The organism is Microbulbifer mixtoriginis (SeqCode), from assembly GCF_052467705.1.
Genome location: NZ_CP174322.1, coordinates 987,128 through 1,002,472, shown reverse-complemented (window position 1 = coordinate 1,002,472; position 15,345 = coordinate 987,128). Strand labels below are relative to the sequence as shown.

The following is a 15,345-nucleotide window of genomic DNA, read 5'->3' as shown; positions in this document are numbered from 1 at the left end:
ATGAATCCCCGACTGATAACCAATCAGATATAGGCTGTCTCATGTAAGGAAGTGGCAATGGCTCGACAGAATCAGTTTCAGCTATTGGGAAAACGCCGCTTCCTCCCCCTATTCCTTACTCTGATCACTGTCTATTTCAACAACAATATCTTCAGAAATGCTCTCTTAGTTATTCTCGCTTTCCAGCTGGCAAAAAACGAAGCCAATACTCTGATCAATCTGGCAACCGCACTTTATCTTTTACCTTTTTTCCTGTTTTCTATCACAGCGGGACAATTGGCAGATAGGTTCGATAAAAGCAAATTTATTAGGCTGATTAAGCTGCTAGAAATCCCCATTGTACTTCTGGGGGCTGTTGCGCTGTATGCCAACAGTAAGATGCTAAGCTTCTTAGTTTTATTCCTATTAGCAACCCACGAGACTTTCTACGGCCCTGCCCGCTATGCAGTTATGCCCCAACACCTGAAACGAAAAGAACTGATGGGTGCTAATGGGTTGGCACAAATGGCAATTTTTGCTGGCAGCCTTAGCGGTGCAATCGTAGGCGCTCTACTCGCAGATTTTATCAAGCCGGGACAACATGGGGTTTTATATCTTAGCCTTGTCATGTCTGGTATCGCAGTTTTCGGTTATTTAAGCAGCCGCGCAATACCTCCAGCACCACCATTGTCACCCCGCTTAAAAGTGAATTGGAACCCAGTAAAGCAAACTCTGAAAATTTTACAGCAAACAATGAAGAACCCTTCGGTTTTTTATTCCATCATCGCCTGTTCTTGGTTTTGGCTAATCAGCACAACTTTTATTGCGCAAATTCCCAGTTTCACCAAAAACACACTGGGCGCCAGCGAACCCGTGGTTACCCTGATGATTTGCTGCTTAACAATTGGTATTTCGCTTGGATCCCTTATGTGCAATACCTTATCTCGAGGCCGCATTACACTTGGCATAGTACCCATCGGTGGCCTTGGAATAACTCTGGGCGGGCTTGGTCTGGGTTTTAGCGCACTAGGTTTTCATACTATATCTGGAGCTTCCATATCTGAATTTATGATGAGCGACAATGCAGTTTCAATTTTGCTCTACACAGTATTGGTGGGTTTCTCCGGGGGGATCTTTATCGTGCCACTCTACACCATCATTCAAGACCGGGCAGAAAAGCAAATACGCGGACAAATTCTTGCACTGAATAACATGTCCTACGCCCTATTCGTTGTCATAATCTCAATAGTCAATATTATATTACTAGATGCGGCAAAGATATCTATCACCCAACTTATAATATTCCTTGCAATTTTAAATCTCCTTGCATTAATTTTTATCTGTTTCAAATTACCCGAGCTGTTAGTGCACCTAACCACCTGGGCCTATACAAATGTCGTGGCTCGAGTGCAAGGAGAAAACTTGAAACTGATACCGGAACAAGGAGCCACTCTCATCATCTGCACGTCCATGAATTACCGGGCACCTCTAATCCTATATGAGATAATACCGCGCCCCGTTCGTTTTATCTTACCGCAATCATTATTCAACCATAAATTAATACGCTTTGCCCTTAGCAAGGGGGGCACACAACCTATAATTTACAATTCAGAAAAAACAGAAAAGAATATCAACCTTCTCAACGAAATAGAAAATGCAATAAAAAAAGAGGAACTTTTGTGTCTATTTATAGACAAGCAAGATCATTCAAGTACAACCATTAAAAGAAGAAAACAGTTATGGGGCATATTTAGGAATCAGAACGCTCCCATTACTCAAGCCCTATTACAGATCAAGAAGACAAAAAGCCAGTTAAGTAGAAGAACATTATTAACCTTAAAAAACATTTACAAAGAAGACGATATTTAAAAAGAAAACCTACAAAGACAGCCTCACCATTTAAGGATAAAGACCTCAAAAACCACAACTACTCTTTTACAATAACAATCAACACTATAAAACCAGATTCCATCTACTAGTTGGCAGCAGTTCCTCCTACTCTCCAAGCATCCACTGATTCAGCTTTACCCTATGCTATTAGTTACTCACTTTTGCACTGATACAATGGTTTAGTCACTGGATTTGTTCAAGGGAAGCAACCCAACTAAAGAAAGGCGCCAATGGCCCAGCAAAACCAATTCACCCTTTTTACCAAGCGCCGCTTCCTGCCACTGTTTCTCTCATTGATCAGTGCCGCCTTCAACGACAATATTTTCAAAAATGCACTCCTGGTGATGCTGGCATTTCGTCTGGCGGAGTCCGAGGCCAATGCCTTAATCAATCTCGCAACGGGCTTTTATATACTGCCGTATTTTCTCTTTTCGGTAACGGCCGGCCAGCTAGCGGATAAATATGACAAGAGCCGAATTATCAGGATATTGAAGTTAGCGGAAATATTTTTTGTCTTGCTGGGAGCCTATAGCCTTATTTATAACAACCAAATCCTGAACTTTATTGTGTTGTTTTTAATGGCAACACACACCGCTATATTCAGCCCTGTGCAGTATGCCCTACTACCCCAACACCTCAAGCGCAGCGAGTTGATGGGAGGCAATGGATTGGCACAGATGGCTTCCTTTGCCGGGGTGTTAGTCGGGACTATTGCCGGTACCCTACTCGCCGGTTACACAAAACCGGGCCAACCGGGACTGGAGGAATTGGGAGCCATCATGGTTGTGATAGCCGTCTTAGGCTATCTTGCCAGCCGAATGATCCCACAAGCACCCCCCCCGACCCCAGACTTACGCATCGACTGGAACCCCATATCCCAAGCTTGGCGTATAATGCGGCTAACGGTTAAGAATCCATCAGTTTTTTACGCTATTCTCGCCTGCTCCTGGTTCTGGCTGGTCAGTTCAGCCTATCTAGCACAGGTGCCCAGCCTCACCAAGAATGTACTAGGCGCGAGCGAGCCAGTTATCACCATTATTCTGTGCTGCCTATCCATTGGTGTGGCGGCGGGCTCCCTGATGTGCGAAGCACTCTCCAGAGGGCGCATCACATTTGGCATAGTACCTATCGGCGCCTTGGGGATCACTCTAGGTGGGCTGGGCCTCGGTATAACCACTGCACAGTTTGACACCTTGTCCGGGGCATCTATCAGCGAATACCTGCAAAGTGATGGCGCTTATGCCGTACTCATATATACCGCTTTACTGGGCATATTTGGCGGTATCTTCATTGTACCGCTTTATACAATCATGCAGGACAGGACCGACTACGCTGTGCGTGCGCAAGTCCTATCCCTAAACAATGTTTTAAACGCCCTATTTATTGTACTGATCTCGCTGCTTAGTATTTTTTTTCTCGACGTACTGAAAATTACAATTCCGCAGCTATTTATCCTGATGGCTCTGGTGAACTGTACAGTAATGGCTTTATTGTTTTTCAAACAACCAGAATTTATTGTGCACTTACTTGTGTGGCTTTCCTCGCATCTATTCGCCCGTACCTCCTACGGAGAACTCAAGCACATTCCCGCCACAGGAGCTGCATTGCTAGTCTGCAGCCCAGCAGCCCGGCTGGCGCCCCAACTGCTTATGGATACTCTACTGAGGCCGATTCGCTTTATTCTGCCCCAGGGGTTTAACCAATTTCCTTTGCTGCGATTTATTTTTAACAATTACAGTCTTGCGCCCATTTTTTACGACGCAACAGGAGATAAAGAGAAGTTCTCAGCTGAAATACGTCGAGCTGTAGGGAATGGTGAATTAATCTGCTTCTTTCCCGTTAAAGATCACTGTGACAGTGAATTTACTGATATTGAAAGACAACTAAAGGAGGTCTTAACCCATACGGCCACCCCCATATTCCCCCTTACTTTGAAGGGATTGCACGATGAGATTTCAGGCAGCTCCAATCATAAAAAAATGAGTTTTTTTCCCAAAGTACATATCAGCGTAGGGCAGCCTATTGCAGCGAAGGATATAAACAGATCAGCCTTAGCTGAGCAACTCAACCAAAGTGATACTTAATTCATCGATTTAACCAGTAGTCACTAACCACCAGTAAACAATGTGCCTTATTCGAACCCCAAATTCAGAGTTTAATCTCGCTCAAGTCCAGCAACAGCTGCGAACTCCACACCCAAATAGGGTAATTGGCATATTCAGATTCTAAGTGGGGCTTCTTTAGCAAAAAAATACCCGCTTCTAGGAGCGGGTATTTTCAATACTTTCAGGCTGTGTTTTATTAAGCAACCTTAGCTGGAGCCTCAGTAGAAGCACTCCCCTTTCTCATCAGCCAAAGCGCTCCGATAAGCACCAAGGCTTGCAAGCCAATCCCCTGCCAAGTTGGGTAAATACCCAGCCAGTCGAAGCTAAACTGCACCGGCAGCGGTGAAATACCAATCCAGGCCGCCTCCTGCAACGCGGCAACCGCCTTGCCTGCAAGTACGAATGACAGTGCCAGCAATACATAAGTGGTCACGCTGAAGAATTTACCGATCGGCAGGCTTACCGAGTAACGCACTAGGGCAAAACCAATCACCGCCAGTAAAACTACACCAGCGCCAACCCCTGTCCACAAAGTGCCATAATGACCTGCAGAAGTCTGCGCCAGTAGAGATTGATAGAACAGGATGGTCTCGAAGATCTCACGGTAAACTGCGATAAATGCCAGCCCTGTAATACCCCAAAGGGCACCGGTACTCAGGCTGCGGTTGATGCTTTCACGGATATATTTCTGCCACTCGTCCGCTTGTGTTTTGCTATGCATCCAGAAGCCCACATAGAAGAGCACTACCGCGGCCAACAGGGCGGCCACGCCCTCCATCACCTCACGGCCGGCGCCACTAATGGTGATCAGTGTCTGCGCCGCAATCCAGGTGGCAAAGCCGGCGGCAAAGGCACCGACCCAGCCCACATGCACAAATTTGAGGGCATCGCGACGGCCAGTTTTTACCAGGATGGTAGTCAGAGCAATCACCACCAATAGCGCCTCCAACCCTTCACGCAGAAGAATCACCAGACTGGCAATAAATAGAGCAGCACCAGACAGGTTGCCCTCCTGCATTAGCGACTCCGCTTGAGCTAGTTGCTGCAGGATTGTCTCAATCTGCGCCCGAACCTGTTGGGGGTCGCTATCAGCGTGAAGTTGCGCGCGCAAACCCAGCAATTCACGTTCAGTGGCCAAGCGCAGGTCTGCATCCAGAGAGTTCAGGGAATTTTCCGCCATCTCAAAACCATCGAGATAGGCGCTGATTGCCAGTGTGCGAGCTTTGGCGAAGTCGCTCTGTTGATAGGCCCGTAGCGACGCCTGTAATTGTGTGCGCGCCACATCAATGGGAGTGCTGCCTACCGAAGCCTCTGCGGTAAACAGCACACTCGGATCAGCGCGTAGTGCCGCCACCGTCTGCGAGGAAATTTCCGGACGATCATTGCGCAGCACCTGTGGGCTATACATCACCATATCTTGCAAGCTAGGTTTCATTTCCGCAGCCGGGTCCCTTTCACCGGCAAATGCCAAGCCACCCACGTAAAAAGCGAGAGACCAGCGCTGCTGCTCGGTGAGATTAGCAAAAGCAGTCATGGCGGTGCCATCAATACCATTGCTGATCGCATCGTAAAGCCCCAACAGAGAACGATTAACAGCGCGCTCGTGCTCGTGGAAATTGGTCGGCGCAGGCTCCAGATTCGCCGCCAGGGGGCCGTCGCCGTGGCCCTCCACACCGTGACACGCAATACACTGGGCCTGATAGAGCGCGAGAGTCTCTTCAGTACTGACTAATCCACTTGGCAGTGATAATGCCGGAGCAATAGCTAGCAACCCCTGGCGCAAACTGGCTGTGTGCACCTGCACTTCATCAATATCCGCTTTGCGCTGGATTGCCGCCTGTAAGGCCTGGGCCTCTGCGCGAATAACACTGGCCTCGGTGGAATCTTTTAGCTGCTGCCCACGGTCGATCAGCAGCCCGGCGAACTCCTCCATTTCAGCAAATTCGTCAGCATTGATTATCTTGCCTCCGGCCACAGCCTCCGGGTAATCAACGCCAATATACTCCGCCATTTGCATCAACTGGCGCAGTTCCTGATCTGAGAGCCCCCCTTGATGGGCCTGGACGGGGGTAATCGAAATGGCCAGCAACGCTATAAACAAGCAAGCCAGATAGTGGGAAAGGCGCATGGAGTGTCCTTTTCAGTTGCTACAAACAATATTCGTTATGGAGTGCACAATATTATTGATAATCATTCTCATAATAAACCCCATGCTTAAACTCACCTATATTCATTGAGTTGAAAAAGCCTTGCTTTTCAAATTGTGCACAATAAAATTGTGTGCAATGTAAAAAGCGGAGCACACCATGACAGACCTGTACTCAATCCCCGTAAAGACCGCCAGCGGCGAAACCACTTCCCTTGAGGACTACAAGGGCAAACTGATCCTTGTGGTAAACACTGCCAGCAAGTGTGGATTCACCAAGCAGTACAAAGGACTCGAAGCCCTCTACGATCAATATAAAGACCGCGGCCTAACCGTGCTTGGCTTCCCCTGTAACCAGTTCGGCAAACAGGAACCCGGCAGTGACGATGAAATCCAAGAGTTCTGTGAACTGAATTTTGGCGTCAGCTTTCCCGTTTACGCCAAACTCGATGTCAATGGCCCCACGGCTCACCCACTGTTTGTGGAGCTGAAGAAAAGAGCACCGGGCCTCCTTGGCACCGAAGGCATCAAGTGGAACTTCACCAAATTTCTGATCAGTAAGGATGGCAAGGAAATTAAACGCTACGCCCCAAAAGACACCCCTGAGTCCCTGCAGGAAGAAATCGAACGGATGTTGTAACTGTGATTTGCGACGAAGATTCCGAGCTGGCTCTCAACCGCCAGCTCTGTTTTGCCCTCTACGCTGCCTCCAGGGCTATGACGAAAGCCTATCAGCCCATGCTGCAAGACCTGGGCATCACCTACCCCCAGTACCTTGTGTTGATGGTGCTCTGGGAGTGGGCACGTGAAGATGAAAACTACGAAGTCGAAAAAGACGGAAAGGATAATGAGAGAAGCCTCGGCGCTCTCGGGCAGCGCTTGATGCTCGATTCCGGCACCCTCACCCCCCTCTTGAAGCGCATGCAAGAACATGGACTGGTAGAGAGAAAACGCGCTCCATGGGATGAACGGGTCACCCTAGTGGCGGCCACCAGTGCTGGTCTGGCATTAAAGCCACGGGCCAAGCAGTGGGTGCAGCAAAACATCCAAAACTCAGCCATTACTCGTACTGAGGTGGAACAGCTTCACAGTGACCTCTGGCAATTTCTAAACAAGCTGGAAGGCAGCAATCCCATAGGGACTGCAAAGTAGAAACAATATTTTCCTCATCGCCCCCGGGATCCTTCATCCTTGGGGCAAACACCCCAAGAGAGAAAACAAGCCAACAAATAGCATAATTATTAGGACGTGATTACCCATAAAAAACGATTTTAATGAATATTTAGGATGAGCATTGACCTCAAGCTTAAAAAACCTCCATAATATGCGAAATCCAGTCCGCTGCCGGTATCGCCACACATGAAGACTGACAACTGTACTTTTCAGCCTCGCCATTTCGCCCTAGCTTCCTCGCTACGACTGCCCTTGCGCGGCATATAATTTTTCTCCCCCCCACCCTCAACAGAATTCCCAACTTTATTTGGACGTTGCGTAGACAGCGGCGAAGCCCCTTGTTTAGCCTCGAAACAAATAAGGAGAAAAAACAGAAATGAGCACCAAAAAAGATAAGTTAGTCATTTTTGATACCACTCTGCGCGATGGAGAGCAGAGTCCCGGCGCCTCTATGACCAAAGAGGAGAAGGTGCGCATAGCCCGTATGCTGGAACGCATGCGTGTAGATGTGATTGAAGCTGGCTTCGCCATTGCCAGCCCCGGAGATTTTGAAGCTGTTCAGGCGGTTGCCGAAGCCGTGACCGAGTCTCGTATCTGCAGCCTCGCTCGCGCCGTCAACGCCGATATAGTGCGCGCCGGAGAGGCCCTGAAAAAAGCCAACGCCTCGCGTATTCACACATTTATCGCCACCTCCCCAATTCATATGCAGTACAAGCTGCAGATGGATCCGGAGGATGTGCTGCAGCAAGCGGTGAAAGCCGTAAAGACCGCGCGCCAGTTTACCGACGATGTTGAATTCTCTCTGGAGGATGGCAGTCGCTCTGAACCGGAGTTTATGTATCGCATTATCGAGGCGGTGATCGCCGCCGGTGCCGGCACTATCAATATCCCCGATACTGTCGGTTATGGTGAACCGGGCGAGTACGGTGCCATGTTCCGCCGGGTTATCGAGAGTGTCCCCAACTCCGACAAAGCCATCTTTTCTACCCACTGTCACAACGACCTGGGTCTGGCAGTGGCCAACTCCCTGTCGGCCGTTATGAACGGCGTACGCCAGGTAGAGTGCACCATCAACGGCTTGGGTGAGCGCGCCGGCAACGCCTCTCTGGAAGAAATCGTGATGGCGGTACAGACCCGCCAGGATCTCTACCCGGTACACACCGGCATCGACACCAGCCATATTGTGCCCACCTCACGCATGGTCTCGTCGGTAACCGGCTTCCCAGTACAACCCAACAAGGCCATTGTCGGTGCCAACGCCTTCGCCCATGAGTCCGGCATCCATCAGGACGGGGTACTCAAACACCGCGAAACCTACGAAATCATGCGTGCCGAAGATGTGGGCTGGGGGCAAAACCGCCTGGTGCTCGGTAAACATTCCGGCAGAGCCGCGGTACGTGCCCGCTATGAGGAGCTGGGCATCGCCTTTAGCGATGGCGAAGAGTTCCAACTGGTATTCCAGCGCTTTAAGGAACTGGCCGATAAGAAGCACGAAATTTTCGACGAGGACCTGCACTCTCTGGTGGCCCTGCGCGAGGAACCCGCCGAGCGCTTCAAGCTGCTCGACCTGGACGTACGCACTAAAATCGGCAGTGCGCCACAAGCCTTTATCGAACTATCCATCGATGGTGTGCCCCACCAGACTGAGGCTCAAGGCGGCGGACCGGTAGATGCCACTTTCAAAGCTATCGAGCATATCGTAGATAGTGGTGCAGATTTAAAACTGTATTCCGTCAACGCCGTCACTCAGGGAACAGATTCCCAGGGCTCTGTCACCGTGCGATTGGAGAGAGATGGCCGTCTGGTCAATGGTGTTGGCGCCGATACCGATATTTTGATTGCCTCGGCACAAGCCTACATGGATGCGTTAAACTTGCTCGCCATCAGTGAGAGTAAGAAACAGGGCGTGTAAGTGAACGAGCTGCAGCGAGCGGAATATTTGTCGGTACTGGGTATAGCCAGCTATGTGCCGCGCTTTGTATTACCGCTCGCTCCCGAGCCCCGCCAGGCCAAGCTGCCACCGGCGGAGCCTGATACCGCTACTGACCAATCGCTGCCGTTAGCTAGCAACCCCCTGCCGCAGTCTGCGGCACAGATTGTCGACGCACCGGCAACCAAAGAGCGTGATACTGTCGCGGCGGAGATCAACGCACTAACTAGCGCGACAAAAGCACAGGCTCCGGCAAAACCTACTATTGCCATACCGGTGGCGGCGCCGAGCCAGCAAGTGAAACCCTTTGTACTCAACTGCTGGCGTCTCGGCGAAACCCTGCTGGCAGTAGACAGCCACGAGCCCGGTGCCGCACTGCCACTAGAGTCTCTGTTCGGCAATATTGTTCGAGCGCTTAACTGGCACAAGCTACCGCGCCAGCAAGAGCGTCTGCATTGGCCAATGGCAGAAAACCGCTTCGGCCCAGCAGCAGACGCGTCGGAGGCCCGCGATACCTTTTCCAGTTGGCTGGAGGCCTCCTGCTCGCGCTATCCAGTGCGGTCGATCTGGTTGATGGGGCAAGAGGCACAGGAATTCTGTACACCTCAGCCTCTGGAAAGCGATATCAACAACTGGGATGGTATACGCATCCTGCCCATGCCCAGTCTGTCGCAACTGCTACAACAGCCGCAACGCAAGCGCGAACTCTGGCAGCTGCTGCGCAAAGCCTATCCCGCAGAGACCCGCGCTCAATGATGTTGTCCAACACCAAATTGGATTTACGCCTCGCCGAGGAGACTGACTGTGCCGCTCTGGCCAATCTGGCGCTCAGTGCCCACAGCCACCCCTGGAGTGAGACACAATATCTGCAGAGCCTAAAAGCCGGGCACCAGTGCTGGCTACTCAACAGCGGCAGTGAGACTGTCGCCTGCTGTGTAATCAGCCAGCTGTTTGACGAAGCGGAAATTCTCGATGTGGCCGTGGTACCCCAGTGGCGCCGGCATGGCTTGGCGGAAACGCTGTTGCGCCGCCTTATCGACGAGCGACACAAAGATATCCGGCGGCTATTGCTGGAGGTGCGGGCCTCCAATCTCGCCGCGCAGTCACTCTATCGCAAACTGGGTTTTTCTGAGGATGGCTTGCGCAAGAATTACTATCCCGCGGAAAACGGCAAACGCGAGAATGCTGTACTCATGAGCCTCGCCCTGGCAGAGCCGCAACCGTAGCTTAAAACAGTCAGCGGGCGTTTTTGGCCCAAATTTCTCGCCGTGCCATCCCACGCAGTTTTCCGCAGGGGATGCTGCCGAACCATATCTTCATTGCCTGAGCAGTATCAGAAAATCTGCCCAAACAACCGATTTGTTGGAAAGAGTTATCGAATGTCGCTATCTAAAAGCAGTCCCTCACTCCTAGAAGGCTCGGTTTCCGGCCACCTGCAGAGACTGGCTCTGCCCATGGTGTGGGGTATCCTCGCGGTAATGTCCTTCAATATCGTGGATACCTATTTTGTCTCACAGCTGGGCAGTGCCCCTCTAGCGGCTATGAGCTTCACCTTCCCGGTTGTAATGGTCATCAACAGTTTCTCCATTGGTCTCGGCGCCGGCACCTCCTCCGCGGTAGCCCGTGCCTACGGTGCCGGAGATGTAGGGAATGTGCGCAGATTAGTAACAGACGCCTCAGTATTGGCGCTCCTCATTTCCCTGCTGATTACTGTCGCCGGCTTGTTGAGCATTCGCCCTCTGTTTTCCCTGCTCGGTGCCAGCGAAGAGCTGATGCCACTGATCGAGGACTACATGGTGCCCTGGTACATCGGCACCATCTTCGTGATAGTCCCCACCATTGCCCTTTCGGCTCTGCGCGCTATCGGCAACAGCGCGCTGACCGGTCGAATCATGGTGGGGGTGGCCCTGTTCAATGTGATCCTCGATCCTATTCTGATTTTCGGCCTGCTAGGGTTTCCCCGGCTGGAATTACAGGGCGCAGCGATCGCCACTGTCATCGTGCGCGCCATCAGTTTCTTCTTCGCCTTCTATTATTTGATCCGCCGGGAAAATCTTGTGGCCGCGCCCCAATGGCACTTCGGTACCCTAGTCGAATCCTGGCGCAAAGTCCTCGCCGTGGGGCTGCCGGCGGTACTCACCAATGTCATTATCCCCATGGCCGGCGGTGTTGTAGTAGCACTGGTGGCCGTACACGGCGACGAGGCCGTGGCCGGACTCGGCGTGGCACTGCGTATCGAGCCAGTCGCCCTGATTATTTTTTATGCACTTTCTGCAGTCGTCGGCCCCTTTATGGGACAAAACGCCGGGGCCGGCAACACCCACCGGCTGCGGGAAACCGTCAGTGTATTGGCACGTTTCTGCCTGATACTGGGGACGGGGTTGGCGGTGCTGCTTTATTTGATCGGCGAGCCAGTAGTGCGCCTGTTCAGCGACTCCCCAGAAGTTATCGCCGTGGCTGTCGCCTACCTGAGCCTGGTGCCGTTTAGCTATGCCGGTTACGGTTTTGTAATGTCGGCCAATGCCGCCTTCAACGGCCTGGGTCGGCCATTGCCTGCAACCATGATCTCTTTCCTGCGGGTACTCGGTATCTATCTCCCCCTAGCGTGGGTCGGCAACTATTTCTGGGGCATGACCGGATTGTTTGCCGCTACCGCCGCATCCAACCTGTTGCTCGGCGCCCTATCCTGGTGGTGGCTGCGCCACGATACCAGCAAGCGCAGTGCGGAAGTCGACACAACAGAACCCCTATCGGCCAGTTAATTTCAGTTCAGGAAAACACAAGCGTCAGCCTCATTGCGCAACTCTCCCGTCCATGAGGCTGCCTCTTGTTCAACTTTACAGCGCTGTATTTCACTCTGCCGCCTTCATAATGAATTATCCGCCACACTAGTGAGCTTGCATATTACTTCCCACTTTGCACGTTAGTTTCAGCCGTGGCCGAACCCAGAGTCCGGTCACGCCTACTTACTCCGCAGCAAGGACGGTGATTTATGCAAGAAAAGGAAAGTGCATCGCTTCGCTGGCAACTGTGGCGCAACACAGTCCTGTCAGCTCTACTCTCGACCCTGGTTTCAACAAGCCTAATGGGCTGCGATCAGGACGCCCCCGATACCCCTCCAAAAGATGATTCCGGAGATAATGGCGGCGGTAACAACGGGAACCACGAGCCCTGGATTCTGAACACCACTGGCGTCCGCGCACCCTATATCTACGAAAGCGATAGCAACGAACAGGTATTGGTGAACATCCAGAGTGTGGAGTCAGTCATGGTGGACGGCAAAGATTACACTCTGGTAACGGCGACAGGTATCCCCGATTACGAAACCGAAATCACCGACAAACTATACGATTGGCTGATCAATCGCCCCAAGGCCGCCACTGATTTCGTCAGCGGTAGCCCCATTGTACAGGTTGGCGATGTCGTCAGCTTTGGCCAGGATATCGGCTACCGCAGTAACACGCAGAGTTGCGCTACGAGTGCGGGATACGGCTACTGGCCTCCCGGTCCCGTATGCCCTGAGAACATCTCTCACCAAGGCTACTTCCCACTGGCACCAGAAATGTCCGATGAAAATTGTGAAAGCGGGCTTGGAGCACAGGGCTACTGGGTCAACGGCACTTCCATCTATCAGTGGAGCGATGGCCAGGTAGTGGATGGCACTTGGCACACCTTGGCACCGGTGGCAGAAAAGTACGATGTAGATATCTGCGGAGGCCATGCGGCTAGGGGGGATTACCATCACCATTTTTACAGCGGCTGCCTGGCGGATCTGGTTGGGGACTCAGGCGGTACTCACTCCCCGATTTACGGCTTTACCGCCGATGGCTATCCCATCTACGGCCCCTGGGAAGCCGATGGAGAACTGGCCATAAGCAGCTGGGCCATTCGCAATTACGACGACCCCAGCGCACCGAGTGGTTGCGGCATAGCCGGGGAGCGCAGCTGCTTGTTGATCGATGAGTACGATCTTACTAAAGGCACTGAAGTACTAAACAACAGTGGTCCCAGCACTAGTGATGTTTTCACTTCTCTATCGGGCAATACGTTTATTACCAGGTCTGGTTTTTTCTATGAGGATTATTATTGGGACAGCGTCCTTACTGCGCTCGGCGGAGCCCATCTGGATCAATACAACGGTCACAGCGATAGTGAACGCGGTTACCACTATCACCTCACCGTGACCCAGGCCGAAGACGGGCAGCTTATTCCAGCCTTTCCCTATACCTTCGGGCCGCGCTTCTACGGTAAGCTGGATAGCCAGACGATCGTCAGTGTCTGTTCCGATGAGGTCGGGGGCGGTACTCCGCCGAGACCCCCACCAAGGTAAGCCGAAACACCTTAAGGTTTTGCATTTATTTTTAAGCGCTGCTGCAATTAAACCGCGCTGCGGGATTCCCCCACAGCGTGGTTGGCAATCTCACCCCCACAACTGTCACTACGCTTGAAGACTATTCCCCAAGGCATACTTTGCAAAATTTAACAGTGTCGATCTCTGCCAGAGAGCAGCATCATATTTTTTTCATCGAGTTAAAAAATCGGCAGAGGGAAACTAAGTGGCTTCCCCATACCCATTTAGGAGAAAGGTTTTTGCAGACATAGCCGCTTTCACGCAATGGTCTGTTTTAGCGCAATAGTGAAAGGCATTTCTCATCGGGAAAACCAGCTGCGCAAGTCTGCATATTGTCCATATTTTGTCCTCTTTTCTGCAGTACTTTCAGGTGGCTTCTCCCTTGATGTCAGGGTTACCCATGAAAAGAATAGAAATGCTCCTCCCGGACCAGCGCTCGCTTTTATCCTGCGCCATCGCCCTTACACTGATCACCGGTGCCTTACAGGGATGCGGTGGCGGAGGGAGTTCTTCCTCTGATACAGAAATCAGCAGCGAGGGCAGTGATTCCTCAACCGGCAGCAACAGCGGTGATGACCGCAATGGGGACGAAGACACTGGAGGAGGCGACAGCAGTACGGAAGACACTGGGGTCTGGGTCGTCAATACCACCGGAGAGCGCGCGCCCTATATCTACGAGAACAACAGTAATGAGCAAGTTCTGGTCAATGTGCAGAGTGTTGAATCTGTTACTGTAAGCGGCAAGGAATACACCCGGGTATCCGCAAGCGGAATTCCCGACTACGAAATTCTGATCACCGAAAATATCCTCAGTGCCCTGCTCACCCGCCCCAAGGTTAACAGTGATTTCCTAAACGGCAGCCCCAATGTTCAACTGGGTGACTTCATCAGTTTTGGTCAGGATATCGGTTATCGCAGCAACGCCTCCTGTGGTGCCGAAGCAGGCTATGGCTTCTGGCCCCCCGGCCCTGTCTGCCCGGAGAATGTCTCGCATCAGGGCTACATCCCCAAATCCCCGGAAGCTGCAACAGAGGACTGTGAAACTAGCCTCGGCGTGCAGGGCTACTGGGTAAATGGCACCTCTATCTATCAGTGGAGCGACGGCCAGTCTGTCAACAACACCTGGCACACCCTAGCCCCTCTGGCCGAAGTCTATGATGTGGATGTCTGTGGTGGTCATGCCGCCAACGGTGATTACCATCATCATTTCTACAGCGACTGCCTGGCAAATCTGGTGGGGGATATAGGTGATGCCCACTCACCAATTTATGGTTATACCGCCGACGGCTACCCGATTTATGGGCCCTGGGAAGGCGACGGACAATTGGCAATAAGCAGCTGGGCAATACGCGACTACGACGATCCCAGCTCAGAAACCGGTTGTGGCGTCGCCGGCGAGCGCTCATGCCTATTGGTTGACGAATACGACACTAGCAAGGGCGTTGCAAATACCAACAATACCGGCCCATCCACCAACGGCAGTTATACCTCCCTATCCGGTAACGAATTCGATACTACGGCCGGCTTTTTTTACGAAGACTATTACTGGGATCCTGAACTGTCAGCCCAGGGTGATGCATACCTGGACCAGTACAACGGCCATACAGATGAAGAACGCGGCTACCATTATCACTTGACTGTCACACTTAGCGATGACGCCCAATTGGTGCCCGCATTCCCCTTCACTTTTGGACCACGCTTTTACGGAAAACTGGATGAGCAAACCATTGTAAACCGGTGTTCTTCAACCATTGGGCGCTGACATCGAGCA

11 protein-coding genes are annotated in these 15,345 nt (G+C 51.8%); 10 read left to right on the top strand and 1 reads right to left on the bottom strand.

Annotated features, from left to right (window positions below; translation table 11 throughout):
• The first annotated feature begins 57 nt into the window (after window positions 1-57).
• Both ACJJIB_RS04520 and ACJJIB_RS04515 read left to right on the top strand, forming a co-directional pair.
• A complete protein-coding gene (locus ACJJIB_RS04520; RefSeq protein WP_444888009.1) occupies window positions 58-1,848 on the top strand; it encodes an MFS transporter in 1,791 nt (596 codons plus the stop codon).
• A gap of 251 nt (window positions 1,849-2,099) precedes the next feature.
• Window positions 2,100-3,953 carry an MFS transporter gene (locus ACJJIB_RS04515; RefSeq protein ID WP_444888008.1) on the top strand — a complete coding sequence of 618 codons (1,854 nt, stop codon included), beginning with the start codon at window positions 2,100-2,102 and terminating at the stop codon, window positions 3,951-3,953.
• Between the two features lie 217 nt (window positions 3,954-4,170).
• Here ACJJIB_RS04515 and ACJJIB_RS04510 read toward each other — a convergent pair whose 3' ends face one another.
• Window positions 4,171-6,102: a cytochrome c/FTR1 family iron permease gene (locus ACJJIB_RS04510; protein WP_444888007.1), complete on the bottom strand. Its 1,932-nt coding sequence runs from the start codon at window positions 6,100-6,102 to the stop codon at window positions 4,171-4,173.
• 178 nt (window positions 6,103-6,280) lie between these two features.
• Here ACJJIB_RS04510 and ACJJIB_RS04505 point away from each other — a divergent pair, with 178 nt between their 5' ends.
• The 8 genes from ACJJIB_RS04505 to ACJJIB_RS04470 all read left to right on the top strand — a co-directional run bounded on the left by ACJJIB_RS04505 (window position 6,281) and on the right by ACJJIB_RS04470 (window position 15,336).
• Window positions 6,281-6,760: a glutathione peroxidase gene (locus ACJJIB_RS04505; protein WP_444883748.1), complete on the top strand. Its 480-nt coding sequence runs from the start codon at window positions 6,281-6,283 to the stop codon at window positions 6,758-6,760.
• 2 nt (window positions 6,761-6,762) lie between these two features.
• Window positions 6,763-7,272, top strand: a complete 510-nt coding sequence (locus ACJJIB_RS04500) for a MarR family winged helix-turn-helix transcriptional regulator (RefSeq protein ID WP_444888006.1) — start codon at window positions 6,763-6,765, stop codon at window positions 7,270-7,272.
• Between the two features lie 397 nt (window positions 7,273-7,669).
• Window positions 7,670-9,205: a 2-isopropylmalate synthase gene (locus ACJJIB_RS04495; protein WP_252084541.1), complete on the top strand. Its 1,536-nt coding sequence runs from the start codon at window positions 7,670-7,672 to the stop codon at window positions 9,203-9,205.
• Window positions 9,206-9,979: a uracil-DNA glycosylase family protein gene (locus ACJJIB_RS04490; protein WP_444888005.1), complete on the top strand. Its 774-nt coding sequence runs from the start codon at window positions 9,206-9,208 to the stop codon at window positions 9,977-9,979.
• Window positions 9,976-10,449: a ribosomal protein S18-alanine N-acetyltransferase gene (gene rimI, locus ACJJIB_RS04485; protein WP_444888004.1), complete on the top strand. Its 474-nt coding sequence runs from the start codon at window positions 9,976-9,978 to the stop codon at window positions 10,447-10,449. Before ACJJIB_RS04490 ends, rimI begins: the two co-directional genes overlap by 4 nt.
• Window positions 10,450-10,602: 153 nt before the next feature.
• Window positions 10,603-11,985: an MATE family efflux transporter gene (locus tag ACJJIB_RS04480; RefSeq protein ID WP_444888003.1), complete on the top strand. Its 1,383-nt coding sequence runs from the start codon at window positions 10,603-10,605 to the stop codon at window positions 11,983-11,985.
• A gap of 230 nt (window positions 11,986-12,215) precedes the next feature.
• Window positions 12,216-13,553: a YHYH protein gene (locus ACJJIB_RS04475; protein ID WP_444888002.1), complete on the top strand. Its 1,338-nt coding sequence runs from the start codon at window positions 12,216-12,218 to the stop codon at window positions 13,551-13,553.
• Between the two features lie 421 nt (window positions 13,554-13,974).
• A complete protein-coding gene (locus tag ACJJIB_RS04470; RefSeq protein WP_444888001.1) occupies window positions 13,975-15,336 on the top strand; it encodes a YHYH protein in 1,362 nt (453 codons plus the stop codon).
• Window positions 15,337-15,345 lie beyond the last annotated feature (9 nt).

Bases quoted from the DNA above. Each gene is read 5' to 3' on its own strand.
- ACJJIB_RS04520 (WP_444888009.1), top strand. From the start codon at position 58: ATGGCTCGACAGAATCAGTTTCAGCTATTGGGAAAACGCCGCTTCCTC.
- ACJJIB_RS04515 (WP_444888008.1), top strand. From the start codon at position 2,100: ATGGCCCAGCAAAACCAATTCACCCTTTTTACCAAGCGCCGCTTCCTG.
- ACJJIB_RS04510 (WP_444888007.1), bottom strand. From the start codon at position 6,102: ATGCGCCTTTCCCACTATCTGGCTTGCTTGTTTATAGCGTTGCTGGCC.
- ACJJIB_RS04505 (WP_444883748.1), top strand. From the start codon at position 6,281: ATGACAGACCTGTACTCAATCCCCGTAAAGACCGCCAGCGGCGAAACC.
- ACJJIB_RS04495 (WP_252084541.1), top strand. From the start codon at position 7,670: ATGAGCACCAAAAAAGATAAGTTAGTCATTTTTGATACCACTCTGCGC.
- rimI (WP_444888004.1), top strand. From the start codon at position 9,976: ATGATGTTGTCCAACACCAAATTGGATTTACGCCTCGCCGAGGAGACT.
- ACJJIB_RS04480 (WP_444888003.1), top strand. From the start codon at position 10,603: ATGTCGCTATCTAAAAGCAGTCCCTCACTCCTAGAAGGCTCGGTTTCC.
- ACJJIB_RS04475 (WP_444888002.1), top strand. From the start codon at position 12,216: ATGCAAGAAAAGGAAAGTGCATCGCTTCGCTGGCAACTGTGGCGCAAC.
- ACJJIB_RS04470 (WP_444888001.1), top strand. From the start codon at position 13,975: ATGAAAAGAATAGAAATGCTCCTCCCGGACCAGCGCTCGCTTTTATCC.